Source organism: Cyclobacterium xiamenense, from assembly GCF_042140265.1.
In the GTDB taxonomy this organism is placed as follows: Bacteria; Bacteroidota; Bacteroidia; order Cytophagales; family Cyclobacteriaceae; genus Cyclobacterium; species Cyclobacterium xiamenense_A.
Window position 1 is genome coordinate 650462 of the sequence record NZ_CP159481.1, and the last position, 25305, is coordinate 675766.

Annotated in this window: 19 protein-coding genes; 7 read left to right on the forward strand and 12 right to left on the reverse strand. The window is 48.7% G+C overall.

What is annotated here, in order from left to right; all coding sequences use genetic code 11:
- Positions 1-57: 57 nt before the first annotated feature.
- The 3 genes from ABWH99_RS02725 to ABWH99_RS02735 all read left to right on the forward strand — a co-directional run bounded on the left by ABWH99_RS02725 (position 58) and on the right by ABWH99_RS02735 (position 2933).
- Positions 58-2073 carry a cytochrome c biogenesis protein CcdA gene (locus ABWH99_RS02725; protein WP_375584783.1) on the forward strand — a complete coding sequence of 672 codons (2016 nt, stop codon included), beginning with the start codon at positions 58-60 and terminating at the stop codon, positions 2071-2073.
- Between the two features lie 394 nt (positions 2074-2467).
- Positions 2468-2632 (forward strand): hypothetical protein, encoded by a 165-nt coding sequence (locus ABWH99_RS02730; protein WP_375584784.1) that lies wholly within the window; start codon positions 2468-2470, stop codon positions 2630-2632.
- Between the two features lie 7 nt (positions 2633-2639).
- A complete protein-coding gene (locus ABWH99_RS02735; protein WP_375584785.1) occupies positions 2640-2933 on the forward strand; it encodes a hypothetical protein in 294 nt (97 codons plus the stop codon).
- Between the two features lie 207 nt (positions 2934-3140).
- Here ABWH99_RS02735 and ABWH99_RS02740 read toward each other — a convergent pair whose 3' ends face one another.
- On the reverse strand, positions 3141-3875 hold the full coding sequence (locus ABWH99_RS02740; protein ID WP_375584786.1) for an NUDIX hydrolase: 735 nt from the start codon (positions 3873-3875) through the stop codon (positions 3141-3143).
- An 86-nt stretch (positions 3876-3961) separates the two neighbouring features.
- Here ABWH99_RS02740 and uidA point away from each other — a divergent pair, with 86 nt between their 5' ends.
- On the forward strand, positions 3962-5821 hold the full coding sequence (gene uidA, locus ABWH99_RS02745) for a beta-glucuronidase (protein ID WP_375584787.1): 1860 nt from the start codon (positions 3962-3964) through the stop codon (positions 5819-5821).
- A gap of 325 nt (positions 5822-6146) precedes the next feature.
- On the opposite strand, the gene ABWH99_RS02750 is transcribed toward uidA, so the two are convergent.
- The 4 genes from ABWH99_RS02750 to ABWH99_RS02765 are packed head-to-tail and all read right to left on the reverse strand — an operon-like array spanning position 6147 to position 13331.
- Positions 6147-7238: a family 16 glycosylhydrolase gene (locus tag ABWH99_RS02750; RefSeq protein WP_375584788.1), complete on the reverse strand. Its 1092-nt coding sequence runs from the start codon at positions 7236-7238 to the stop codon at positions 6147-6149.
- Between the two features lie 41 nt (positions 7239-7279).
- Positions 7280-8761, reverse strand: coding sequence for a PKD domain-containing protein (locus ABWH99_RS02755; protein WP_375584789.1), 1482 nt, complete (start codon positions 8759-8761; stop codon positions 7280-7282).
- Positions 8762-8773: 12 nt separating this feature from the next.
- A complete protein-coding gene (locus ABWH99_RS02760) occupies positions 8774-10246 on the reverse strand; it encodes a RagB/SusD family nutrient uptake outer membrane protein (RefSeq protein ID WP_375584790.1) in 1473 nt (490 codons plus the stop codon).
- Between the two features lie 4 nt (positions 10247-10250).
- Positions 10251-13331, reverse strand: a complete 3081-nt coding sequence (locus ABWH99_RS02765; RefSeq protein WP_375584791.1) for a SusC/RagA family TonB-linked outer membrane protein — start codon at positions 13329-13331, stop codon at positions 10251-10253.
- 227 nt (positions 13332-13558) lie between these two features.
- Between ABWH99_RS02765 and ABWH99_RS02770 the strand changes: the two genes are divergently transcribed.
- Positions 13559-16117: a triple tyrosine motif-containing protein gene (locus ABWH99_RS02770; RefSeq protein ID WP_375584792.1), complete on the forward strand. Its 2559-nt coding sequence runs from the start codon at positions 13559-13561 to the stop codon at positions 16115-16117.
- Entirely contained in the window at positions 16107-16421 is a 315-nt protein-coding gene (locus ABWH99_RS02775; protein ID WP_375584793.1) for a helix-turn-helix transcriptional regulator, read from the forward strand. The genes ABWH99_RS02770 and ABWH99_RS02775 overlap by 11 nt, the downstream gene beginning before the upstream one ends.
- 121 nt (positions 16422-16542) lie before the next feature.
- Here the strand turns inward: ABWH99_RS02775 and ABWH99_RS02780 are convergent, their stop codons facing one another.
- Positions 16543-16734, reverse strand: a complete 192-nt coding sequence (locus ABWH99_RS02780) for a hypothetical protein (RefSeq protein WP_375584794.1) — start codon at positions 16732-16734, stop codon at positions 16543-16545.
- A 56-nt stretch (positions 16735-16790) separates the two neighbouring features.
- Positions 16791-18218, reverse strand: a complete 1428-nt coding sequence (locus ABWH99_RS02785) for a nucleoside hydrolase-like domain-containing protein (protein WP_375584795.1) — start codon at positions 18216-18218, stop codon at positions 16791-16793.
- A 127-nt stretch (positions 18219-18345) separates the two neighbouring features.
- Here ABWH99_RS02785 and ABWH99_RS02790 point away from each other — a divergent pair, with 127 nt between their 5' ends.
- Positions 18346-19632, forward strand: a complete 1287-nt coding sequence (locus ABWH99_RS02790; RefSeq protein ID WP_375584796.1) for a nucleoside hydrolase-like domain-containing protein — start codon at positions 18346-18348, stop codon at positions 19630-19632.
- 21 nt (positions 19633-19653) lie between these two features.
- On the opposite strand, the gene ABWH99_RS02795 is transcribed toward ABWH99_RS02790, so the two are convergent.
- The 5 genes from ABWH99_RS02795 to ABWH99_RS02815 form a co-directional block, all read right to left on the reverse strand.
- Complete coding sequence (locus ABWH99_RS02795; protein WP_375584797.1) at positions 19654-20844, reverse strand: GTP-binding protein; 1191 nt, start codon at positions 20842-20844, stop codon at positions 19654-19656.
- Positions 20841-21257 carry a MerC domain-containing protein gene (locus tag ABWH99_RS02800; protein ID WP_375584798.1) on the reverse strand — a complete coding sequence of 139 codons (417 nt, stop codon included), beginning with the start codon at positions 21255-21257 and terminating at the stop codon, positions 20841-20843. Before ABWH99_RS02800 ends, ABWH99_RS02795 begins: the two co-directional genes overlap by 4 nt.
- Positions 21258-21519: 262 nt before the next feature.
- On the reverse strand, positions 21520-22359 hold the full coding sequence (locus ABWH99_RS02805) for a phosphodiester glycosidase family protein (protein WP_375584799.1): 840 nt from the start codon (positions 22357-22359) through the stop codon (positions 21520-21522).
- A gap of 176 nt (positions 22360-22535) precedes the next feature.
- Positions 22536-23675, reverse strand: a complete 1140-nt coding sequence (locus tag ABWH99_RS02810) for a hypothetical protein (RefSeq protein ID WP_375584800.1) — start codon at positions 23673-23675, stop codon at positions 22536-22538.
- A 5-nt stretch (positions 23676-23680) separates the two neighbouring features.
- Positions 23681-25303, reverse strand: coding sequence for an ATP-binding protein (locus tag ABWH99_RS02815; RefSeq protein ID WP_375584801.1), 1623 nt, complete (start codon positions 25301-25303; stop codon positions 23681-23683).
- Between the last annotated feature and the right edge of the window lie 2 nt (positions 25304-25305).

Genomic DNA, 25305 nt, shown 5'->3' on the forward strand with positions numbered 1-25305 from the left:
TTTACTTAATAGAAGCAATGATTTGATTCCTGATTCGATCAACGGTTAATGAGTTTTATGAAGGCACCTTATTTTCTATTCCTTGTTTTTTTGTTTTCCACGGTATCGGCTCTTACAGCTCATGCACAGGTTATTTCTCCTCCCAAATGGGACATACGGGTCGATAATCCAGCGGCCGAAGTGGGTGAGGAAGTCACGCTGATTTTAAAAGCAGACATACCGGTCAATTGGTACATCTACTCCAACGATTTCGATCCTGATTTGGGGCCTTTACTTACAGAAATCGTTTGGGAGGAACCACGTGGTTTTCGCCCGGTGGGCCCGCTGAAAGCCATCGACCCGAAAACCAAATACGAGGAGGTTTGGGAAGGAGACGTTACGTATTTTATCAAGGAGGGGGAATTCAGGCAAACCTTGCAGATTGAGTCGGAAACGGTGCAGATACGGGGCACCGTGGAATACCAAATGTGTTCCGATATTACCAACCAATGCATCAATTACCAGGAGGATTTCTCTATTTCGCTGGGTGGGGCTGCCACCGCCTCCGAAACGTCCGATACGGACCTGTTTTCCCAGCAGGAACCCGAGTCCTCAACGGAGGCCTCCCCCGAAATCAGCCTGGAGCAGCCGGAACCCTCCCTCTTAGGCTTTATGCTGATTGCCTTTCTTGCCGGACTGGCGGCTTTACTAACGCCTTGTGTATTTCCAATGATCCCCATGACGGTTACGTTTTTTACTGGCAGGGCGCACTCCAAATTCCAGGGTTTTCGAAACGCCTTCCTTTATGGATTTTCCATCATCGCTATTTACACCGTAGCCGGGACAATCGTCGCGGCCGTGCAGGGGCCAGAGTTTGCAAATTGGCTTTCCACGCATTGGCTTCCGAACCTGTTCTTTTTTGGCGTGTTTATTTTTTTCGCGCTGGCATTTCTGGGTCTGTTTGAAATCACGCTTCCTTCCGGATTGGTGAATAAAATTGATGCCAAAGCCGACAAGGGTGGAATGGCCGGTATATTCTTTATGGCCTTCACGCTGGTGTTGGTTTCCTTCTCTTGTACCGGTCCAATTGTTGGGTCCATCCTCATCAGTTCAGCCGGTGGCGCACTATTGAAACCCATTTTGGGAATGTTTGCCTTTTCTCTGGCTTTTGCCCTCCCTTTCACCCTGTTTGCGATCTTTCCCGAATGGTTAAATTCGCTACCAAAGTCGGGTGGCTGGCTCAATTCCGTTAAGGTGGTGCTTGGCTTTTTGGAACTCGCGCTGGCTTTTAAATTCCTAAGCATTGCCGATCAGGTGTACCATTGGGGTATACTGGACCGGGAAGTCTACCTGGCTATCTGGATCGTAATTTTTGCCCTATTAGGCCTCTACCTGCTCGGTAAACTACGGTTGCCGCATGACAGTCCCCTGGACTACCTGGGGGTACCTCGACTGATGCTGGCCATGGCCACGTTCGTGTTTGTGGTGTACATGATCCCTGGCATGTGGGGAGCACCGTTAAAAGCACTCAGTGGTTACCTGCCGCCCTTGTCTACCCACGATTTTGATTTGGTAAAGATAAGCAGGGAAAATGCTTCCTTCGCGGAGCAGGAACTGGAGGAAGTTCCCAAGTACGCTGATTTTCTTCATTTTCCACACGGGATTCAAGGCTATTTTGATTACCAGCAGGGATTGGCCGCTGCCAGAAGACAAGACAAACCCCTGTTTATCGATTTTACCGGACACGGTTGTGTGAATTGCCGGGAAATGGAGGCTCGGGTATGGTCCGATCCACGGGTGCTGAAGCGGTTAAAAGAGGATTTTGTAATGGTGGCCCTGTACATCGACGAACGCTACCCCCTTCCCGAGTCGGAATGGTACATTTCCAGCTACGACAACAAAGAAAAAACCACCATCGGGAAGCAAAATGCCGATTTTCAGATTACGCGTTTCAATAACAACGCCCAGCCTTATTACGTGATCTTGGACCACGAGGAAGAGTTACTCGCAAGCCCCATTGGCTACGAAACGGACATTCTGGCCTTCATCGAATTTCTGGACGGTGCCAAAGAAGCGTTTGACCGGAGGCGGTGAGCAAGGAGGCAGGAGCAGTCCGGCCTGATTGATTCGGGAAATTCTTGAAGGAATACCCGGTGGGTTACGCTTTTCTTTGGTCCGAATCGTTGGTAACACGTGCAGGAGGTACTTCTATGATACGGCCTTGCCTGTCCCGGCCAATCAGCCCTGAGCCAAAGGTTTTGGATAGCCGTACCCCTGTCGATAGGGATACCCCCTGGGTATTTCCGACTCGATTGGCCCGGTAGGTACCATGCAGGACAGAGGTACGCTCATAAAGCTATTTTGTACCATTCCTCTTATTTTTATTACAAAATATCTAAACAAAGGCTGGTAATTTGGGTTTTGTAGATGAATTAAATGACAAAACCAATGAGTACTGAGAACAACCAATCAAGAAACATGGCCAGATTTGGCCATAGGGCTTTACGATAAGCTGACGGGTAGAAATGCACGCATCAATTACGATTTCAACGATTTTAGCATTGGCGTGCACAAAAAAGTGGGATCCGCTGAGAAGACCGAGTGGACGCTTAACGGGAAATTGAGCATCACCACGTCCGATGGGGCGAAATAGCCATCCGATGAAAAAAGTAGTAGTGCACGCGGATGTATCGATGGTAAGTACCAAACATCGGATCACGCTTTCCGGAACGGATGAACGATTGTTGGTGGATATCGTCGGTAGATCCGCTTTCTATTTGCCGTTTCGTCAGATACGAGGGGTCTATCAGGCAAGCAAGCAATCGACTTACTTGGATCAGGAAATCCAAATCAGACGAAACCATCGCGAGCTGTTGAAAGTAAAACAGGGCCGAATTGCCGTTGACGATTACCTGGGCTTGCTCAAAATCCTAGTTGGATCCCTGTTCGCGTAGATACGCCTACCGCCTATCCAGGTATGTGCTGTAGGTACTGATTTGGCGGAAATAGCAAACCCTCGACTGGATTTTTACAAATCGTAGCAATGGTCTGCCAAAAAAAACGAAAGCTGTTTCTCCAAACGTTTTCAACGCGGCAATTGGGCGCATTACTTTCTGTGATCACCGCGTCAAAAAAGCCGGCATCGGTGGGAGCAGAACCAATTATTTTTTGAATCGGTAGAGGTAGGGAGCCTTGTGGGATTTCCCCTCGTACTTTTTCTCCAGACGTTCCAAGAAATCCGACTGAAGCATCTTTCTGTGAAAATTGGTACGGGTAAATTGTTTTTGGTAGACCGCTTCGTAAAGGGTTTGAAGTTCGTTCATGGTAAACGTTTCATTCATCAGGTTGGAGGAGATTACCTTTCGGTCCATGTCCCATTGCAAACGCTGCACCGCTTTCTCGATGATGAGCGAATGATCGTACATCAATGCTGGAAGGTTGGAAACGGGCCTCCATATGAAGTCCCGAACGAAAAAGTCCAATTTTTGAGGAACCGTTTTTTGGGGATCCACGAGGGCATAATAACAAACAGAAACCTTACGTTCGCTAAACCAGGAGGGTGATTCGGGTTTCCACCCGAGCTTTTTGAATTCTTTTTCCACGACTGCTTCGCTAAGCCGGTCCACATTTCCAGCAGTAAAAAATTGTTCCAGGTAGACGTTTTCCAGACCGGTTCGTTCCGTTAGCACCCTTCTTGAAGCGGCTTCAAGGTCCTCTTCTTTCATCACGTAGCCTCCCGGGAGCGAATACAACGGGCTCTCGGCAAAGCCCATGAGGAGTACATTGAGCGAAAGCCCATCAAATCCGAAAATGACGGTATTGATAGCAACTGAAGGAAGGTACGTTGCTCTGGCTTCGGCCTGGAACTTTTCCAGTTGCTGTATCTTATTTTTCATGGTCTGGACAAGTAACAATCTTTTTTTTTGATTGTCAACAAGAATGTTTATTATTGTATCAAAAAGACACAATAGAAATTTATGCCATGAAAAAGCTACTTATTGTTGCCTTGTTCCTGTCCGCGTACCGGCCCTCCTCCGCTCAGGAATTTCCCGCGGCCGATCCCCAAAATATCGCACTTCGGCCGATTCATAACGAGTTTCGGGAATTGATGGATCTGTCGGGTATTTGGAAATTCAAAGCAGACCCCTCCAATGAGGGACTGTCGCAGGGATGGTACCGCGGATTAACCGAGTATTCTGAGATTGCGGTCCCGGGAAGTTGGAACGAACAGTTTACCGATATGCGGGACTATATGGACTGGGTTTGGTACGAGACCGAGGCTTTTTTGCCGCTTGATTGGAAAGGGAAGCCCGTTTACCTTCGAATCAACGATGCGACCTATGCTGCAAAAGTGTGGATCAATGGGCAGGCCGTGGGCTACCACGAAGGGGCGCATGTGCCTTTTGCATTTGATATATCGGAAAAGGTACGTTGGAACGCAACCAACCGGATCACCATTCAGGTAGAAAATCAGCTTTCTCCGGCCCGGTTACCCACCGGAAAAGTCCCTGGCGGCTCCTTTTCCAGTTTTCCGGGGGCCAACTATGACTTCTTTCCCTATGCGGGATTAAACCGGTCGGTAGTACTGTTTACGGTGCCAAAAAAATCCCACATTAAGGACATTACGCTCCTTCCCGATTTGAAAGGGGAAGAGGGATTGCTTACCGTTCGCGTAGCGCAGGAAGGGGCTGTTTCTACAGGCGAGGTGGTACTATCCGGCGATGGGAAAGAGATTTTCGCGCCCTTGACCTTTAAAAATGGCTTGGCTGAAGTAACCGTAACCATCCCCGAGGTGCGAAAATGGGCACCAGCGGATCCTTTTTTGTATTCGGTATCGGTGGCCCTGGGGGATCACCGCAAACCGGTAGACCTGTACGAGCTCCAAACGGGAATCCGGACGGTTTCCGTAAACACCAGGCAAATACTGCTAAACGGAGAGCCGTTGTTTTTAAAAGGATTTGGCAAGCACGAGGATTTTCCGGTACTGGGCAGAGGCACGGCCTACCCCGTAATGGTCAAGGATTTTGAATTGATGAAATGGACAGGCGCCAATTCCTTTCGAACTACGCACTACCCCTATGAGGAAGCCTACTACGACATGGCAGACCGGCAGGGTTTTTTGATTATTGGTGAAACTCCGGCCGTTGGAATGTTTTTTGAAGGGGATAGCGCGGAACTGGCGCAGCGGCAGGCAGCGAATCAGCAATACATTGAGGAAATGATTTTGCGGGATAAAAACCATCCCTCGGTGATCATGTGGTGTGTGGCGAATGAACCAAACGACAAGGCACAGATTGGTTTTAATGCGGGGGGCTCCTTTGACCAGAATGCCTACGATGCATTTGCCGAGCACTTCGAAACGGTCAGGAGACTGGATAAAAGCCGCCTGGTCACTTATGTAGGGGTGATGGGAGGACCTTCGCAGTGGTTTGCCCTTCCAGATGTTATATGCATCAATCGGTATTGGGGCTGGTACACCTCTCCGGGAAATATACCAGAGGGGGCGGCGATGTTGAGCAGGGAATTGGACGGGATCCACGAAAAATTTAACAAGCCCATCATCGTCACGGAATTTGGAGCAGACGCCTATCCCGGTATGCATGCCCAACAAGTGGAAATGTTTACGGAAGAATACCAAATGGAATTTATCAAAGCCTATCTGGATGTCGCTGATTCCAAAGACTACGTGACGGGTATGCACGTTTGGAATTTTGCGGATTTCAAGACCAGTCAGGGCATCATTCGATTCGGTGGTTACAATTACAAAGGGGTATTTACCAGGGACCGTAGGCCCAAAATGGCCGCTCACTACCTTAGAAGCCGATGGAATGAAGGGGACTAGATCCGATGCGCCTGTTTTCGAAGCAATGGAGCAGGGATTTGCACCTGAGTTTGGCGCCGACTGACCGAAAACCGGAAAGCCAGGAACCCAGGAACCCGACCGGCCAGGCAGGTCTGTACAAATGGAAGTGTCTGCCCCCTTCCGGTGGTAGAAACCAAAAAAGGCCCGGTTAGCTGTGCGTACGACAAAGGTTGGAGCGCATTGCGCAAAAAGTTAGGTTGCGGGTACTATCCCGGGATCGGCCCCGCTTGGTCCTTCCCGGTTTGGGCGCATAAAAAGAGGCTGTCTCAAATGAGCAGCCTCTTTATAAATAAAGCAACACGCACTATTCTTTTTCAAACACCCGCACGTAATCTACCACCAGCTGTTGTGGGAAATTGGTGCTGGCATCCGGGTTTCCGGGCCAGTTACCGCCAACTGCCAGATTGATCAGTAAAAAAAACGGTTCGCGAAATTCGTCCATCGCATCTCCGGTTATGGGGATTTCGTGATACGCCTCGTTGTCCAACAGCCAGGTGATTGTCTCGTCGGTCCAGATGATGGAAAATACATGAAAGCGGTCATTGAAAATGGCATTTTCCCCAAGTGAGGTTTTACCGCTAGCGGTAGTATAGGTCCCCTGCGTATCCCAATGGAGCGTACCGTGTACCGTATTGTCCCGGCCATCAGCTGCTCCGCCGATCATTTCCATGATGTCTATTTCTCCGCAGGCGGGCCAGGGAGTACGGGTAATGCTTTCTCCGAGCATCCAAAATGCAGGCCAAATACCCTGTCCCTTCGGCAGCGCAGCGCGAATGTCGATCCGGCCAAACCGGAACTGTTGCCGCCCCTGGGTTTTTAGCCGGGCGGAGGTGTAGTTCCTTCCTCCCATGGATTCCTCTTTTGCGGTGATCAATAAATAGCCGTCGTTCACGCCTGCGTTTTCCCTGCGGTAAAACTGCAACTCGTTGTTTCCCCATCCACATAGGTTCGGGCAACCGTCTCCGATTTCTGCCACCCAATCGTCGGAAAGCGTTGTCCCTTCAAACTCGTCCTGCCAGGAAAGGGAGTACCCCTCATAGCTCTCCGGAGAAGAAAATCCGGAGTCTGGAATTCCCAGACCCAGATCCGCCTCGGAGATGGTGACCGATGTTTCCTCGCTGATAAAATCGATTTCCGTGGCATGGGCCTGTACGCGAATCGTAAACACTCCCGGCTCGGTGTAGCGGAAACTGGCCTGGTTTCCGCTCACCAATTCCGGCATTTCCCCTTCGGTTCCGAAACTCACCCGGAAGAAATTGGCTTTTTCTGCAGTGAAGGCAATTTGAACCTGGCCATTTTCTTGTTTATTCAGGGAGACTACGAGGTTTTCCGGCAATACCACCCGGGAATCCACCTCCTCCTGTTCGCAGCCACAAAAGGCGAGCAACAATGGCATAAGGAACCGTATTGGTACTAGCTTGGTCATCACAATCAGCATCATTCGGTATCGGGTATTAATACGAAGGTCCAATATACGGTACCGGAGCCGGAGATATCAATAGTAATCGTCAGTTCTTCAACCCCTTCTTCATTTGCGTATCCAATTACCTCGTAGCTGACCGCTCGATCCGGTTCAGGCGGGGCCGATTGGTATTCTCCGCCATTGAAGGCCTTGGGTAGGGCAATGAACGCCCCTGTTCCTGTAACCGTGATGCGGGCATTTTCAGACTCGGTTGCGTCCGTATAGCTAAAGGTATGCGTTCCTGCTCCCCAGGCTTCTCCGGCGGTTCCCACCAGGTTAGATGCCGGCTGACAGCCTTCTTCTACCCCCATATACGCTTCTCCGTAGATATCGTCTACCGGATCGTAGGTATAGGTTCCGTCCTCGTTGAAAACAAAGCGGTCGTTAAACAAGCAGGCACGATCTTCCGAAATATCCTGTCCATTTGGATAAAACTCATCGCTTCCCGGTACCGGGCCTACTCCGAAAGCGCCTGCCGCGGGTTTCAGTTTCCAGGCTTTAGTCCCATTTCCAATTAGCGATTGAAGGGATAATTTTCCCGGGTCTATGGGTTCGGGCTCGGGTTCCGTCGTTTCCTCCTCCGGCACATAGTCTTCGGGAATCAGCCGAATATACCAGGCAAAACCGGTATTGGCCTGGTCCACGAAGCGAAGCAACATCTCGTTTTCTTCGATAGAAATGATCTGATAGGTTCGTCCACCGGCGAAATAACCCAGAAATCCTCCCTGGGAGATGGTCAGTTCCGGGTAGTTGTCTTCCGGTTCGGCAATGCTCCATTTGAGTCCGTCAGGCGCTTCGTAGGGAGCGGAAAGGTCCCCTACGCCCGGATCAAAAGCGCCTGGGAAATTACTTCCCTGGGCTGAATTCAGGTATACCAGCCCGTTGGTTTCCATGTCGAAATTAAAATTGGCCAGGGAGAAGGTGTACCGATCCGTGTACATGCCCGATCCCGCTTTTTCGTTGGGTTGGGCTTGGTACCACTCGGGGAAATCGCCTGCTTGAGAAGGGTTTGGTCCTAAGCCAAAGTGGCCCAGTCTGTCGGCATCTATTTTCCAGGTTTTTCCTTCTGCTGCCTCGGCCCCACCGGTCAGCAGGTTGTAAAGGGGTTTGTCCAGAAGCAAGGGGTCGGTTTGTTCGATGACGATTTGCTTGCGCATGGTGACGCTGCCGCCGGCGTTAAAAACCGTCAGGCTTACCGTGTAGGTACCGGCGGAAGGATAGGTACCGGTGACCGTGGATCCGGTGCCGGAGCTTCCGTTACCCAGGTCCCAGTTCATTATAAAGAAGTCATTGGCAGCGGTAAACCGAAGAATATTATCGCTTTCTTCGGTAGGTTGAAAGCTAAAATCGGCCTCTTCCTCTGTCGGAGGTGCTTCTTGAAGCGTGTATTCCTCGAAGCATGCAGCCAGCAAAAACAGTGGCAGCATCGGTACGATGAAGTTTAGGTATCTTTTCATGAGTTTATGCAGTTAATATCCCGGATTTTGTTCCCAGTTGCCACCGGCCAGATCGATCTCCACCTGTGGGATTGGAAATAGTTCGTGTTTTCCGCTGACGAAGCCGTCGATTTTTTCAGCCGCTTGTCCGGTACGCACCAGATCAAAGAAGCGGTGTCCTTCCCCGGCAAGTTCGCGTCTTCGTTCTTCCAGAATGGCCAGGTAGAGGGCTTCGTCGGAATTACTCACTGGCGAAAGCGAAACGCGGTCCCTTACTTTATTGAGTTCGGTTCGTGCACGCTCATCGTTTCCAGATCGCTGAAATGCCTCAGCAGCCATCAACAATACATCTGCCCAGCGAATTACGCGGTAATTAAGGGGGCTGGTTAAGTCGTCGTCCGGTAAACCAAGTTCGTCCAGTCGCTTGATGTATTTATTGTTGAAATAGCCGGTGTGGCCGCCGCCTCCAATGGCATAAGTGATTTCATCTGGATTTGGTTGCGCCGCGATAAAGGCTTCCAGGTTTAAAATACTGGCATCTCTGCGAATATCTCCGGCTTCGTATGCTTGGTACAGGTCGTCCGTAGGCAAGTTGTAGCTATTGCCATCGCCATAAACCGGGCCAGTGTATTGGCGGATGCTTTGAAATCCCACGGCTGCGTTGCCATTCAGGCAAATAAGGCAACCGTAGTCTCCGCCCTGCAATCCGCTGAATTGAATGGTAAATACATCCTCCGATACGTTCTCATTCTGAACCAGAAACAGGGTTTCGTAATCCTGAAACAACGCGTATCCGGCCTCGTTGGTGTCGATTAGCTCGCCTAGAAGGGTAGCAGCCTCGGCATATTTTCCTTGATAGAGCAAGGTTTTTCCCAGAAGGGCCATCGTGGCTCCTTTGGTCATTCTGCCGGTTTCACTCACCGTCCAGGGAAGTACGGCGATGGCCTCGTGCAAGTCGGACTCAATTTGGGCGTATATTTCGGCTTTTGGGGTACGGGGAGCGTTAGGAATTTCGTTGATGGAAATTCGACGGTCCACGATCAGGGGCATGTCGCCAAAATAGGTTACGAGGTTGAAATAGAAATAGGACCGAATAGCCTTGGCTTCTGCGAGGATCAGGTCCTTTCCATCGAAATCTATTTTGTCTTGATTTTCGAATAGGTAATTTGCCCGGGCAATACCGGTATAGTTGACCCGAAGTACGGCTCTCAATTCGTCATTGACGCCTCCATGGCTCATGTTTTCTATTTCGTGCAGTCCGCGGGAGTCGTTGACGCTTTCTCCCCCGGCAATGGCATTGTCTGAAGCGATTTCGCCGATCCATAGATTGAGGTAGGCAGGCTGCATCATGTCGTATACTCCGACGATGGCCCGGTTGAAATCCTCTTCCGTGTTAAAGAAGTTTTCGGCATCCTGGGTATATTCGGGATCGATATCCAATAAACTATCGCATGCGGTGGCCGTCCCAAAAAGCAGGACGAGTGACCATTGATGTATGTATTTCATGTCGTTAAAATTTAATGGTAAAACCAGCCATAAATGTTCGTGCCTGTGGGTATATCCCATTGTCCACCCCGGCAAATAGCGGGTTTCCTGAACCTACGTCCGGGTCAAAGCCCTGGTAACGGGTCAGGGTCAGCAAGTTGTTGGCGGCCAAATAGAACCGAAAATAGTTCATGCCGATTTTTTGTGAAACCCTTCCCGGAAGGGTATAACCCACCTGCACGTTTCGGAGCCGTAGAAAGGAGCCGTCTTCCACGTAGAAATCGGAGAAAGCGGTGTTTCGGGTGGCTCCGGTGGTGAGTCTTGGAAACTCATTGGTACTGCCTGATCCGGTCCAGCGGTTTAGGTTGTATGCCAGTTGGTTCGCAAAGGGCTGTTGCCTCTCGTAATTTCGGATGATCTCCTGCCCCAGTGCAGCGTAGGCATTGACTCCGAGATCAATCCCTTTGTAGTCTACTGCAAAATTGAATCCCATGGTCATGTTTGGAATGGGTGAACCCAAGTCGGTTCGGTCAGTGTCGTCCCCAAAATTAATGACTCCATCGCCATTCTGGTCCACAAAGCGAAAGTCTCCCGGTTGGGCACCAGGTTGATCCACGGGGCTGGAAGCAATTTCCTCGGCATTTTGAAATATTCCATCGGTCTGGTAGCCAATAAAGTACCCTACCGGAAAGCCTTTTTCAAACCTACTGGCCACGTTGCCTCCCACACTAAAGGGGGCCCCTGGGATGAATTCAAATCCCAGGGGAACGGCCGTCACCTCATTTTTTAGTAGGGTCAGGTTGTAGTCCACACTGAAGTTTACTCCCTGGCTTCTTGCCGTGGTGTAGCCAAGTTCCAGCTCAAGGCCACGATTCATGACATTACCAGCATTGATTACCGGCGGCGAACCTCCGGGGCCATAGGCTCCCAGTAGCGCGGATACATCCGGTTGAAACAACAGGTCCCTGGTGTTTTTAACAAAATAGTTGGCAGTAAAATCTACGTTACCGAAAAGCGAAAAGTCCAAACCAATATTTGTTTGGTAGGTGGTTTCCCATTTTAGGTCCGGATTACTGGTGTTACCGATGGCGGCTCCGTTTACAATAAGGTCGTTAAACACGTACGTTGCCGAGCCATTGAGCAGACCACGGTAGCGAAACAAGCCGATTTGATCGTTTCCGGATACACCGAAACTGGCCCGGAGTTTCATGAAATCAATGCCGTTGACATTAAAAAATGGCTCGTCGGAAAGGACCCAGGCGCCTGAAATGGCGGGGAAATAGCCGATCCGGTTGTTAGGGCCGAAATTGGTGGAGCCGTCTCTGCGGAGAATGGCGGAAAACAAGTACCGTTTTTTGTAATCGTACTCCGCCCGGACAAAGGCAGAGGTAAGGCGCTGCCGGCTTTGGAAGGAGCCCGTATTGTTCAAAAACCCACCCGGCGCCTGGTTTGCAGAAATGTCTGCAAAAGCGAGGTCGTTGTTGGGGATGTTAAACCCAGTACCGTTCAAGCCTTCGCTTCGGTTGCCCACCAGGGACAGCCCGACCATTCCTTTGACCCGGTGCAGCTGCGCAAAGGTGCGGTCGTAATTCAAATAGGTTTCCAGATTGTAGTCCAGAAAAGTATTTCGTGACTCAAATACACTGGCACCCCGCTCAATTTCCAGCTCGCCCACATCCACCAGTACCGGATCCAGATTGGCATTTCTGGCGCTGTTAGCAAATTTGCCTGGACCGTACCAAACTAGCGGGTTAAACGCTTTAGCATCCACCATGGCAAAATTGTACCCGGCTCTTCCGGTCCAGGTAAAATGCTCGTTGATGGCGTATTCTAGCTCTTCCTTGCCCACCAGCTTGTTCACATAGCTGTTGTTGTAGGTGTTTTCCATCTGAGCGAGCGGATTGATGATATCGTTTACATTTTCCAGGTAGGAATAGCGGTCATTCCTACGAATGGGCTCCGTAGGGTAGGCGTTTACGGTATTGTAAAGGACCGATCCGATCCCTCCTTGAGGCAAACCGCTGCTTTCTTCGTGCGTAAATAGCAAGACATTGGAAAACTTGAGTTTGGGAGCTACTTGGGTGGTGAAGTTTATCCGGGCATTGTACCGCTCGAAATTGGCTTTGGCACCCCCCACAATGCCATCCTGGGCAAAATAGCTTCCGCCGATGGAATAACTGGTTTTTTCGGAACCTCCGGTCATGGTAAGGTTGTATTCCTGAATGGGTGCCTGTTGGAATACGGCATCCTGCCAGTTGGTCCCCTCACCCAATTCCACGTTGGCAAATGGCAGGGCCTGTCCACCTGCGGCAAAGGCTTCGTTTTTTAAGATCGCGTATTCCCGGGCATTCAGCAGGTCTAACTTTCTGGCTGTTTCCTGTACGCCATAATAGCCGCTGAGATCCAATTGGGGTTTGGATCCCAGGGTTCCTTTTTTGGTTTCAATCAATATTACGCCATTTGCTGCCCTGACACCGTATATACCGGCTGTACCATCTTTAAGAACATTCACTGATTCTATGTCATTGGGATTGAGCGCGTTCAGCCCGGCGGCATCGTAAATCACGCCATCTACCAAGACCAGCGGATCGTTGTCACCAAAGGTGCCGATACCCCGAATCCGAATGTTGGAAGTCCCGCCAGGAGCCCCCGAATTGGTGGAAATGTTTACGCCGGCGAGTTTTCCCTGCAAGGCTTGATCCACTCGAGGCATGTTCATTTTTTCGATCGCCTCCCCTTTTACCTGAGCCGTTGCTCCGGTTAATTCCCTCTTGGAGGAAGCTCCGTAACCAATAACCACGACCTCATCCAGATTGGATACATCTTCCCGCAATACTACCGTGAGCTCGTTGCTGTTTTCGACGGTGAGCGTTTGACTCTTAAAACCGAGATAGGAGAATTGAAGCTGCTCTCCTGATTTCGCATTGATGGAAAAGTTACCATCAATATTCGTTACCGTTCCCGAACTGGATCCTATCTTCAGGATACTTACTCCTGGAAGAGGAAACCCTGTTTCGTCGGTTACCCTTCCAATGATCTCATTGGACTGCGCCCAGCTGCTAAGCGACAGGAGCAAGGTCGCATAAAGAACAAAAACATGTTTCATATTATTTGGATTTATTTCGACCGAAATTTCCTTTGCATTTCTTACAATCAGAAAAATATCGCTACATCAATAGTACTACACGAACCCATTACCCTTTTCACAAAAACACTACAAATCGGTTGAAAATAGGCCTGAAAATTAAAAAAAGGCTTATTTTTCTTTTTTACAATCTCAATTTGGGAAAAGGCTATTACATCAATCAGAAAAGAGCTATATTCACAATAGGTATGAGGTATTCAGGCCATTTACATCACTTTCTCCTACTATTCCTTTTTTTCTCAGGAATGGTTCCGGGCCTGTCTCAGTCCAGTGGATTGCCATTTTCCCGGTATTATTCCAGTCAGGAATACCAGGGGGGTATTCAGAATTATGCCATTTCTCAACATGCCAGTGGGATACTCTATGTGGCGAATAACTATGGCTTACTCGTTCATGACGGAGCTAGCTGGAGGAGATTTTCGCTTCCCAACAGTACCAAGGTTCGGCATGTACAAGTGGATGACACCGGTTCGGTGTATGCATCCGGACAAGGGGAATTCGGTATCTTTTCGCCCGATACGCTGGGGCAGCTTCGGTTTCAGTCCTTAAAAGACAGCCTACCTGAAGCGTTGCAAGACCTGGAGGAAGTGTGGAAAGTATACATTGGAGAGGAACAGCTATTTTTTTGTACAAGTAACCGTATTTTTGAATTCAGTAGGGATAACACGTTTGTCCAGGCCATCGAAAGTAGTACTGGGTTTGATAGTTTTCATTTCAGCAACAACCAATTATTCGTTAACGAAAGAGGATTGGGCCTAAAACAACTCCAGAACGGTACTTTTCGGGTAATCCAGCCCTTTTTTGGAGACAAATTAGTGACTGGCTTGTTGCCCTATGGGCAAAATGAGCACCTGGTCTTCACCCGGGACGATGGAGTATACACCAGTGCCGGCGAAAGGCTGGAGTTCTGGCATGGAATCCGAACCCGTACCATCAATGCTGCGCTCCGGCTACGGAACGGAAGCATCGCAATCGCTACGCAACTGGATGGACTGCACCTCCTGGATCCAAATGGAACCGAGTTGCTCAAACTCAACCGGGAAAATGGGCTGAACAACAATTCCATCATTTCGTTTTTTGAGGATTTATCGGGCAACCTTTGGTTGGGGCATAACAATGGCCTGAGTCTGGTTCAGCTTAGCCTTCCTTTTAGTAAAATTGACCAGTTTTCCGGGCTGAGCGGCACGGGATACCATGCGCTAATGGATCGGGGCACCGTTTATTTCGGTACCAACAACGGGGTATTCTTGGCGGAAACGGGGAAGGATACCCGTATCAAACGGGTTTCCAATTCCACCGGGCAGGTGTATCAAATAAAGCGCATCAAGGGAAAGATCCTCGTGGCCCACAATGACGGGGCCTTTGTCTTGAACGAGGGTGCTGCGGAACGGATCGAAGGTCCTGAAGGAATTTGGAATTTTCAGCCTCTTAGGAACCGTCCCAACTTGCTACTGTCCGGAGGTTATTTCGGATTACACCTTTTTGAAATGAATGAGGATTCCATTCAGTACCTGAAAAAGATTACCGGATTCGATGAATCCAGCCGGATCATTGAGCAAGATGAACGTGGTAACATCTGGGTTGCACACGGTTACAAGGGCCTGTTTAAATTGCAATTGGATGAGGGGCTGGACGTTCTGCAAGTGGAATACTTTGGTTCGGATCAAGGTCTGCCCACCGATCTTCTCAACAATGTCTGGAAAATAAACAACCGGTTGGTGTTCACCACGGAAGCAGGGATATTTAGATTCGATGATGCGGCTAATTCCTTTGAAAGGGATCCGTTTTTTTCAAGTCATTTTGATACTCAGAGTTTAATCCATTTCATGGCAGAAGACCAAATGGGAAATATTTACTTTATCGGAGAAAAGGAAACCGGAGTACTGGAAAAGAAAGTTGACGGGAGCTATTCCAAACGCGTTCAGGTATTCAATCCCCTAATACCTCTGTTGAATGATGATTTACAGAATATTGCTCCCATTGGGGGTAACGAAGTTCTTTTTGCTGCCAATGAAGGGTTCGTTCGGTTTAGTCTGAATGACAACACCTTTTCACCGCCGGTTTTCCCGACGTTGATTCGGGCCGCCTACCTTACCGGGGTTTCCGATTCACTTATTTTTGGAGGAAATGCAAAAGAGTATGTGGCAAGGAATCCGATTGTCATTCCCTATCTCCAGGCCAATCTGCGCTTCGAGAATAGCAATCCAACGCCAAATAACGAGAAAGACTTACGGTACCAGTATTGGTTGGAGGGGTTTGAATCGAATTTTGGAGATTGGGTACCGCAGCGGGAAAAGGCCTATACCAATCTCAGGGAAGGGAACTACACCTTTCACGTCCGAAGTAAAAATCTGTTTGGGGTAATCAGTCCGGAGGCGACATTTTCCTTTCAGGTATTACCCCCCTGGTACCGAAGCCGGGTGGCTTATCTGACGTATTTTTTCTTATCGGCGCTGTTTGCCTTCGTCCTCTACCGGACGACCGAAAAAAGATTTCAAAAGAAGACACAGGAGTTAACAACAGCTTCCCGGGAAGCCATCGAGGCAAAGGAATCCGAGTTGAAGGTAAGCCGAAAGGAAGTAGAACGCCTGAAAACCGAGAGCCTGAAAACAGGAAATCAAAATCAGGGACAAGGAGCTAGCCGCTGCTACCATGCACCTTTTAAACAAGAATGGATTTATCGATCAGATGCGAAACAACCTGAGTGCCATTACCAAAAAGAGCAAAAACCAGGAGGTGAAGGCTGAAATTCAGCGAGTGATCAAAACCATCGAAAAAAACATTGCCGAAGACAGGGACTGGGAGCAGTTTGAAATCCACTTTGATCAGGTACACGGTGATTTTATGAGTCGATTTAAAAAGACCTACAGTAACCTAAGTCCACAAGAGATTAAATTGAGCGCCTACCTCCGCATGAACCTTTCGACCAAAGAAATTGCCTACCTGATGAACATTTCGGTTCGGGGCGTAGAAATCGCCCGTTACCGACTCCGCAAAAAGCTGAATATGGAGCGAAGCGATAACCTGCAAGAATACATTCTCAAATTTTAGGCTGGCAAGGACAGGGCCTTGCGATGTACGCCGAAGGACAAAATCAGCTCTCTGTTTTTTAGCAGCTCTTCCATTATCCGAGCTGAATGTTACCGATTCGCGACCGGCAGGGCGAGTACCGTCAGCTACCGCTATTTCCTGTCTTCCGGGGATGGAAATCAGGGCGACGCGTACCTCTGGCGAGGGCTCCTTCGTCAGGAAAAAGAAGCCTGGCGTTGGCAAGGAGGCCCTGCAAGGACATCCACCCGACCGATCGGATCCACATTTCGGACCGGAACGTTCCCCGAAACCTCGGGTTCACTGCTTTTTTCATCGGTATACGCAAGCGTTCGTCGCCTTAGGCTCCCTTACTTAATGCTTCCAAACGGATCACCGGGGGAGAACATCCACAATGATTCGCTTGTAACGGGTAAGGGCAGGAATGCCTTCGTCCCTTACTTCCAAAATTAGGTGCAGGGCGCCTGTTCTACCCGGCTGCGGAACTACAAAGTGCGCATTGGCCTGGTCTGCATTGACGATGGTTAGCGGCGTGGCCGTGCGTCCATTGGAAAGGGTGAATTCTCCGGGCTCTCCATAGAGGTACCAATGAAACTGCAGATTATCTCCATCCGGGTCAAAGCTTTCGGTCGCATTCAGGTCGATCCGATCGCCGACCTTTGCCTGTAGGCGTTCCTCCATGCCCAACCGGGGAACCGGTGGATGATTGGCTTCCGAATAGCTCTTGATGGTCCAATCCATTCTGGCAGAAAAATCGTTTTGAAATGCCTTCCTCCAGCGAAAGATGGTGGCTTTATTGCTGGTATGCCAGGCACCGTCTGCGCCCAGGACTTCATCCATGGCATCGGTCCAGAGCGGGCGGGTCTCGGGTTCGGAAAACCAGGCCTCCGTCCGGGGCCGATAATACTCGTACCGTCCTCCCCAGCTGCCCCAATCGGGATGCTCCGGATTGCCCAGACCATTTGGAATCAGGTACAGGAAACTCGGCGAATCTCCTTCCATCAAATATTCGGTAATGGGGTATTCGGCGCCCAGGGGTCCCTTGCTTCGAATGTGTTCGTCTAGCCAGGGATTGTCTACGATTTCAAAGTCTCCCCCAGCAAATCTGCCATGAAATTTGTCTCCGCTGATGCCGGACCAGGTACCAAAATGATAGGCTCCCAGGCTGTGTACACCAGGGCTGACGATGTAAAACAACGCTGGAAAGTTTTTCCTTAGCCAGGGACCACTGTCGTCCTGATCGGAAATCGCATACACGCGTAGCTTGGCGACGAAGCGATGGAGGGCGTCAGAAGAACGGGTCTGCCGCACCTTCCAAAGGGCCTGCGCCAGGCAATTGGAGCCACCCCAGACAAGTACCCAGAGGGGTCGCGGATCGGGCTGGTCCACGGTTTGGATAATCCAATCGGAGCCCGGGGAATCCATTCCCGGCCCGACCGCTTCCATGCCGTAGCTGGCTTTGCCCTCTTTTACCAACGACCGCAAATAGGCAGCCTCCGGGTAACCCTTCTCGTGCTGTTCGAGGTTATCCCGAACGTCATCATAGGCATCCAAAATCTCCAGGATGCGCCAGGCGGCCGTTTTATCCGGCTGGTGCCGTGAAGTGGTGGCTACAAGACCTGCCACATCCCATTGATTGGCATAGGTCAAAAATCGAACCAGTGACTGCGCATCGTCGGGTTCATTTTCAATGTCGGTAAGCACAAGCACTCGGTTTTTTTCCAGCGTTTCCTGGGCGGTTAGAGTGCCAGTAAGCAGTAGGAAGACATTGGTCAGGAAATAGATCGAAAGTGTTTTCATTTCGACAATTTATTAAATTTTCCCCAATGCCGGGTACTGCCTTTGTTTTGCTTTTTTTTACATTTGACTAACCTGCGGCAAATAACCGTGGGAACGACGTTTGTAACGACCTAAAATAAACCGCTGTATGCCTTTTGTTTTTCGAATACCGGGGTTAGTGCTCAGCTTGTTCTGTTTGTATTTTGTTTCGCCCTTACCTGCCCAAGAAGTAAAGCACCGGGTTTTGGTAAGTACAGATGTGGGAGGGACAGACCCAGACGATTTTCAGTCACTGATTCACTTGTTTATGTATGCTGATCGGGTGTCCATCGAAGGTCTGGTTTCATCTCCTTTTGGCGGGGGGCGAAAATCAGCAATTCTGGAAATAATCGATCTGTATGAGGAAGACTTTCCCCGGCTCGCTTCAAGGTCGGAGCATTTCCCTTCGCCGGGCTACCTGCGTGACGTGTCCAAACAGGGCGCACTGAGCAGTGCACCGTATGCGGGCCATGCCCGGTCTACCGAAGGCTCGGACTGGATTATCCGCTGTGCCCGGAGGGAAAGCGAGCGACCCCTGTGGGTATTGGTTTGGGGCGGCCTGGAAGACCTGGCGCAGGCACTGCACGATGCTCCCGATATAAAAGACAAGATTCGTATCTACTGGATTGGTGGCCCCAACAAAAAGTGGAGCGTCAACAGCTATGCATACATTGCGCAAAACCATTCGGACTTGTGGATGATTGAAGCGAACGCTACGTATCGGGGCTGGTTCATGGATTCGGAATCTCCAGATCATCTAAAAGGAGAGGCCTATTATGCCGGTTATATCCAGGGGAAGGGTGCAATGGGCGAGGCATTTAAGGACTACTACGGGGGTCGAATCAAAATGGGAGACACACCATCTCTGGCCTACCTGCTTCATGGAAATCCAGAGGAACCGGAGGGTGAAAGTTGGGGCGGAAGTTTCGTACGGATAACCCGTAGTGCCCGACATATTTTTGATGGAGCGAGTCAGCAAATGGATACCTTGCCGGCCTATGCTACCCTGGAATGGCAGTTTGAAGGAACAAGGCGAGCGGCACCAGCCGATAGTATTTGCTTTCGGATGAAAATCGAAGATCAGGTTTGGCCGGGCTATTACTTGGGTCAGGGGAGATACGGTATTCGGTATTCCCCCAAGCGAGCCGAAACTGGTAGTTACGAAACAGAAAGTGGGTTTCCCGAGCTACATGGATTGCGAGGTGGCTACACAAGTACCAATCCCTGGCCGGGCAAGGCCTCCGCTACCGATATTCCGCTGGGTGCCCATTGGTACAGTGACCGCCCGGATCCGGCGTTGTTTATTGAAGACCAGCAAGGGGCGCAGACCATTGCCAAATTCCGGGAGGAGTTTTTACTCGACTGGGCCAAAAGGTGGGAATGGCTAGCGGAGTAGACAAAGCAGCCCGGCGGTATGTTAGACTGGCCAGGGATCCGTATACGGCAGGGCAGAATGGGGCAGGGCCGATCGATCCAGACAATCCCTCAACTCCCTGCTGATTGCTTCCCGATCCAAATCCTGGCCGATGATCACCAGTTCGTTCATTCGGTCGCCCCAGGTGGCATCCCATTTTTTCTCGATTTCGCCGCGATTTTCCAGGAACTGCGGATGGAGCAGTCGCTCCTGCGGGGAGGAGGCGGCCCACCAGCGACCGTAAACCTCTGCCTTTAAAGAGCCTCCGGCCTGGCTCCAGATAAGGGCTTGATCGGGTCGTGAAGCCAGCCAAAAAAGGCCTTTGCTACGGATGATTCCAGCAGGCCAAGCCTGATTGACATACTGCCAGAAGCGTTCCGGATGAAAGGGCCTGGGATCCCGAAATACAAAGGAACTGATGCCGTATTCTTCCGATTCCGGGAGGTGTTCGTTGTTTAGCTCTTTGATCCATCCGGCGGCCTGCTCCGCCCGGTCGTAGTCAAATAGTTTGGTGTGAAGAATCTCTTTCGGGTCCACCTGCCCGTAGGTGCTACGTATGATTCGGGCTTCCGGGTTGAGTTTACTCAGGATGCCTTCCAACAGCCCCAATCGCTCCTCAGACACCAGGTCTGTTTTGTTGAGCAGGATCACGTTCGCAAATTCAATTTGATCGGTCAACAGGTTAACGATCGAACGCTGATCGTGTGGATCGTCTGTCATGGCCCGGTCCACAAGGGTATCCGCAGTCCCAAAATCAGCGAAGAAATTGAAGGCATCCACTACCGTGACCAGGGTGTCCAGTTGGCTAAATTTACTCAAATCAAGTAGTTCTTCACCGGAGGCGAAGGAAAAGGTCTGGGCTACCGGTATGGGTTCGGATATTCCGGTGCTTTCGATGAGTAGGTAATCGAATTTATTTTGCTTTGCCAGCTTTTCTACTTCCAGCATCAGATCTTCCCGCAATGTGCAGCAAATGCATCCGTTGCTCATTTCAACTAATTTCTCCTCGGTGCGTGATAGGCTGATTTCATTCCTTATCAGTTGGCCGTCTACATTGATTTCGCTCATATCGTTGACAATCAGGGCCACCTTTAGGCCCTGTCGGTTATGCAGCAGGTGCCTGAGTACGGTGGTTTTTCCTGCGCCAAGAAATCCGCTGAGCACCGTCACGGGTAGTTTTTTAATGTTTTTCATCGTTTGACAGATTTTTTGAAGGGCTTGCATGCCGTAGCCGATTGCCGGATAAGCTTCCAGTTGACTAGATGGGCCAGGGCAATGCTACCTCCGCCAAGCGTGACAAGTAGCGTCTCTGCCCAGGTACCGTGGAGGAGATGGCCTATTGTGAGGAGAAGAAATCCACCACTGACTAGCAGAAAGGGCAACGTTCGTTGGTGGTGCCTGCGGTAGCCCTTCACGAGGGCAAAGCTGGCAATGAAGAAGCTCAGAAAAATAATGAGGGTTTCGATCGCCGGATGGTCAAGGAATTGAAGGCCCGTTAGGGGAGCAAGGCTCAACAGGAAGGGGAGGGCTGCACAATGGATGGCACAAAGCAGCGAGGTGCTAAAACCGACAAAATCCAAATGGAACCCTATAAAATGACTTTTCATGGCGGTGCTTCTCTACAGGCAACAGAAGTGCAAAACTACGGTTTTTTATTTATAATGCAACAGAGTTGCGTTTATAGATTTGATAGAGGTACCTGTGCTGCGTAAACGTACGAACGCATGGATTGGGCTGTGCCTGTAGCGGACGAGCCGCAGTATTTTGCTTGGATGTATCCGGTGGCTTTACCGGATCCAGGCAAAAAGAAAGGGGAAGGCGCGGAGCGTAAGAAAACGTGTTGATTTCCTGCGATTCCGGAGGAGGGTGTTATTTCAGGTAAAGAATATTGGCTACCGGTCGTTCTCCCTCCGGATCAAATGCCCCGTTATCGGAAGGGTGATTGACCAGTCCGGTTTTGGTTTTGCTGTTGACATACAGGCTGCTACTTCCCCCACCATCCAGGTTCATGGCATCCCGTGCGCCCAGCCAGCGCAATACCTTTGCCAATTCTTCTAATCGCATTCCCTGTGCGCGTGCATTTCTACCGTCCACTACCAGCAGCAAGAGTTTCCCTTCTTTGGTCAGGGCCAGTGCGCTGCGGGGATGGCGATTTTTGTTGAATGCGTTTTGTTCCAGGTTGGTCGCTTTCCCTTGTTGGAGCAAGAGCGGGCCCGAAAGCAACACATTTGGAAAAGCGCTGTTTTCGTAATCAACCCCTTCGGTAGGGAGGATGGCGATGGTTTTTTTTGAAAGCATTAGCAGGGCATTCCCCCGGTCGGTTTTTACCCGGGTGTTGTTGATGACAGTTCCCTTCACCTTGATGTAGTCGACGGATCCTCCGTTTTTCATATCGAAAAAGCCCCCGTTGATTGCAACGATGGCCTGATTTTCAGCAGCGAATTGGCTGGTTTTTTTCAGTAGGCTGGAATCTGCTGCGAGCCCCAGTTTTTTGCCGTGCTTTTTGAGATCAATTTCGACAAAATTGATCTCCTGCTGGCTTTGAAAGAGGTCTTCGAAATGGCCTTTTTTCCATACCACCCCCCGTTTGATGGGTGTGGCCTTCCATTCCTTTGTGACAATGGCGATGGAGTCCGCGAGTTGGGCAAACAATACGGAAGGAATAAAAAGCAGCAGCCAAAGCAGCGCATGGGTGGTCGAATGCCTCATTTCATTTTTTGAGGGAAAGATAGGTGTTTTGGCTCGTATATGTATCATTTTCTGGCGCAGGGTTAATTAAGGCGGGCCTATCGGGCTGGTCGGTCAACATTTGTTAATGTTAGTTGCAGCTTTAGTGCGAGAAGTTGTGATTATTTGTCATAGCTGCTTTATGTTTATCGACAAGCCTAATCAAAGATTTCTGATTTGTAAAGCCCTATTTTTTTCAAAAATGCATTTCTGAAGGCAACCGTACTGAGTAAGTTTTCACTTACCTCTTTCGGAATTTGGTCTTCGGAAGGTACATACTCCGGTTTATTTGTGACTATATTGAAAAGCTGCGCCTTATAATCTTCTTCAATTTCTTCGTAAACATTTCCATCAAAATCGTCAAAACCATCTAAGGCGGAATCCCTCCTATACTCCACGACGAATGTTGTAATCTTGTACTTGGCATTATTGTCGTGATGGATTCTATCGTAAGCCATCATGTTATGTAGTTTAGGTTTCCATCCGAGCTTATATGTCTCTTTAAACAGAATCTGTTTGGTAAAGCCTAAGATGAATTTTTGATACACTTCAATGTTTCTCGGGTCGGTGTGTCCATACTTGTTTAAAAACGCTTGCTCAAATTCTGGGTAAACCAGGTTGCCCAAAAGAACCATTTCAAAAGATGTAATGACATCAGGGTTTACGTACCGTGGTTTATTTAAAACAGGCGTATAAACGGTCAAGTACATTAAGAACCGTTTACAAGTATTACCTCGCTTTTGTTGTTCAAGTACACCTTTGTATGTCTGAAATGCATCTGAATACCTTTTTTCCGAGTTTGGAAAAAAGTTGCCGTAGATATCAAGGTTAATCACATCAAACGGAAATTTCGCCAGCAGCCCCTTCTTTAGTTCAATTAGTCTGAGTTTTTCTCTCTCGTCTTCCGTTTCCGGCTCATCAAAAGGGTCATCAATATTTCCTATTTGTTCGGTTTCATCTTGCAAAATGATCTGCTTGAAATCTCCAAAAAAGCCTTGCTCGGAACTTCCAATCATTTTTTGAATGATCGAGAAGGATTCTTCATCGTTTTCACAGAAGTAAACGTTTTCCAACCTGTTGGTTTTTTCATTTCGATACAGGTATTTGAGATATTCAAAAAGAAACACATCTATTGCTTGGGCGGCACAAAAGGTTAAGTATTTGCAATTGTTATCTCTGCGTCCCTTTTTAATTTCAGCATCAACGAAGTTCAAAATGGATTTAAAAGGCTTTATCCACCCGTAATAGCGGACATAGTGCTTTACGACATCAGTGTTATAATTGAGATTCTTACTCATATCTGCTAGCCGAGAATGATTGAGGTTAGTTTTTTGATCCCATCGCTGACATCGCTATTGTCTCCCAATGAATGTCTGAACACTTCTATAAACTCCAAAATGTTGGTGGAGAAAAAATCCCTACGCTTTTTGAATGTGGCTAGAAGAATGTCGTTGGGGAACGAAATAGTCTGTTCATCCAAGTCCACGATTAACTCCTGACCATTTTCACGAAACTCTACATCAAATTCCGAGTACTCATTAAATAAAACTTCTAGTTCTTCCTGCATTTCCAATACCCTTGACTCCGCATCACGGATTCGCTTTTCCTTGTTCCGTTTCCTTTGCAGGCTGGAAACGGTAGGAAACACCTTTGAACTAAGAAATCTATGAATCTGCTGCTTTAGAATGAAATAGTGTTCATCATTCTCATTGAAGCTATCCCTATCTATGTTCAAAGCAGATTCAAGCCCTTCATGAACGTAAATTTCACCAGAAATCCAGTTATCTCTTGGAGATTCGATTTTGTCATACTTGATGAAAGTGGCATCATACAAACCAATTCCAACGTTCTTGATCCGAATTTGAAGTCCCTTCAAATCCCGAGGTTTTATTGCGCACTCCTGGGAGAAGAAGTAGGCTTGAAATTTCAAGGGCCTTTTTCGTACTATATTATCATATTCAAAATAGAAGAACTGACACTGTTGTAGGTGGCTATGTCGCCAAATGGGGTACGGTAATTTAATTCCTCGATATAGTCTTATATCATCAAATATTACCGTGAAGTCAAATGCTTTTAACTCTGCTTGTTTCGCTTTGATAAAACTTAGTCCATGTTTATGTAGTCCTGCATTTTCGAAAGGATAAACAGTAATATGATCTTTTATTTCCTCTCTTAGTGGCGTGTCGTTAAAGTATGGCAACGGAGCAAGCTGGCATAACTCCCAGATAAGCTCATAGTATGGACCAAGCTCTTTTATTGCCCGGTAATCATTTATATAGAAGTAGTCGAGCAGAGTTGAGAAATTAAGTGGGGTATCATTTTTTGGAGCCTGCAAAATTGCTTTACTTTCTCTAAATCTTTTTGCGTAAGACTGACGTAAATCTTTTGTGAAAATCAAGACGCCTTTCTTTTTACTATCGTATTCGTATCGTTCTTCTAACTCCCATGTTCCTATTTCATAGTTCTTTTGTTTATCCCCTGGTTCAAGCGATTTTTTCTTTGCAACCTTATCCACATCTGTTCTAAAAACCATACGACCTTTAAAACCAGTTTTCGACTCTTCATGATGGCTAATTATTGTGAAACTGCGACATATTTGAGCAATAGCAAGTATTCCGATTCCTAATTTTCCAATTGTTGGTCTGTCGCCTGCATTTATCTGAGAAATTGTGGATTTAGGACTGTCGCCAATTCCTCCTTGAACGATTCGGAGGAACTCACCCTCAGTCATACCGACACCATCATCCTGGCATGTTAGAATATCAAAAGTGGGATAGTTAGTATTGATCACCACCTTTGTGGCTTTTGCATCAAAGGCATTGCTGATTAATTCCTTGATAGAACTACCTTCTGTTCTATAGATACCTTCGCTTATGTGAAGCAAGGTTTTCTTTGACACTTCTATTTCGCCTTGGTTTATCGCCATGA

What these genes read in the sequence shown, in the direction of transcription:
- ABWH99_RS02810 (WP_375584800.1), bottom strand. Translation starts at nt 23,675, where the DNA reads ATGAGTAAGAATCTCAATTATAACACTGATGTCGTAAAGCACTATGTC.
- ABWH99_RS02815 (WP_375584801.1), bottom strand. Translation starts at nt 25,303, where the DNA reads ATGGCGATAAACCAAGGCGAAATAGAAGTGTCAAAGAAAACCTTGCTT.
- ABWH99_RS02760 (WP_375584790.1), bottom strand. Translation starts at nt 10,246, where the DNA reads ATGAAATACATACATCAATGGTCACTCGTCCTGCTTTTTGGGACGGCC.
- ABWH99_RS02795 (WP_375584797.1), bottom strand. Translation starts at nt 20,844, where the DNA reads ATGAAAAACATTAAAAAACTACCCGTGACGGTGCTCAGCGGATTTCTT.
- ABWH99_RS02785 (WP_375584795.1), bottom strand. Translation starts at nt 18,218, where the DNA reads ATGAAAACACTTTCGATCTATTTCCTGACCAATGTCTTCCTACTGCTT.
- ABWH99_RS02780 (WP_375584794.1), bottom strand. Translation starts at nt 16,734, where the DNA reads ATGAAAAAAGCAGTGAACCCGAGGTTTCGGGGAACGTTCCGGTCCGAA.
- ABWH99_RS02755 (WP_375584789.1), bottom strand. Translation starts at nt 8,761, where the DNA reads ATGAAAAGATACCTAAACTTCATCGTACCGATGCTGCCACTGTTTTTG.
- ABWH99_RS02765 (WP_375584791.1), bottom strand. Translation starts at nt 13,331, where the DNA reads ATGAAACATGTTTTTGTTCTTTATGCGACCTTGCTCCTGTCGCTTAGC.
- ABWH99_RS02750 (WP_375584788.1), bottom strand. Translation starts at nt 7,238, where the DNA reads ATGCCATTGTTGCTCGCCTTTTGTGGCTGCGAACAGGAGGAGGTGGAT.
- ABWH99_RS02805 (WP_375584799.1), bottom strand. Translation starts at nt 22,359, where the DNA reads ATGAGGCATTCGACCACCCATGCGCTGCTTTGGCTGCTGCTTTTTATT.
- ABWH99_RS02800 (WP_375584798.1), bottom strand. Translation starts at nt 21,257, where the DNA reads ATGAAAAGTCATTTTATAGGGTTCCATTTGGATTTTGTCGGTTTTAGC.
- ABWH99_RS02735 (WP_375584785.1), top strand. Translation starts at nt 2,640, where the DNA reads ATGAAAAAAGTAGTAGTGCACGCGGATGTATCGATGGTAAGTACCAAA.
- ABWH99_RS02740 (WP_375584786.1), bottom strand. Translation starts at nt 3,875, where the DNA reads ATGAAAAATAAGATACAGCAACTGGAAAAGTTCCAGGCCGAAGCCAGA.
- ABWH99_RS02790 (WP_375584796.1), top strand. Translation starts at nt 18,346, where the DNA reads ATGCCTTTTGTTTTTCGAATACCGGGGTTAGTGCTCAGCTTGTTCTGT.
- uidA (WP_375584787.1), top strand. Translation starts at nt 3,962, where the DNA reads ATGAAAAAGCTACTTATTGTTGCCTTGTTCCTGTCCGCGTACCGGCCC.
- ABWH99_RS02725 (WP_375584783.1), top strand. Translation starts at nt 58, where the DNA reads ATGAAGGCACCTTATTTTCTATTCCTTGTTTTTTTGTTTTCCACGGTA.
- ABWH99_RS02770 (WP_375584792.1), top strand. Translation starts at nt 13,559, where the DNA reads ATGAGGTATTCAGGCCATTTACATCACTTTCTCCTACTATTCCTTTTT.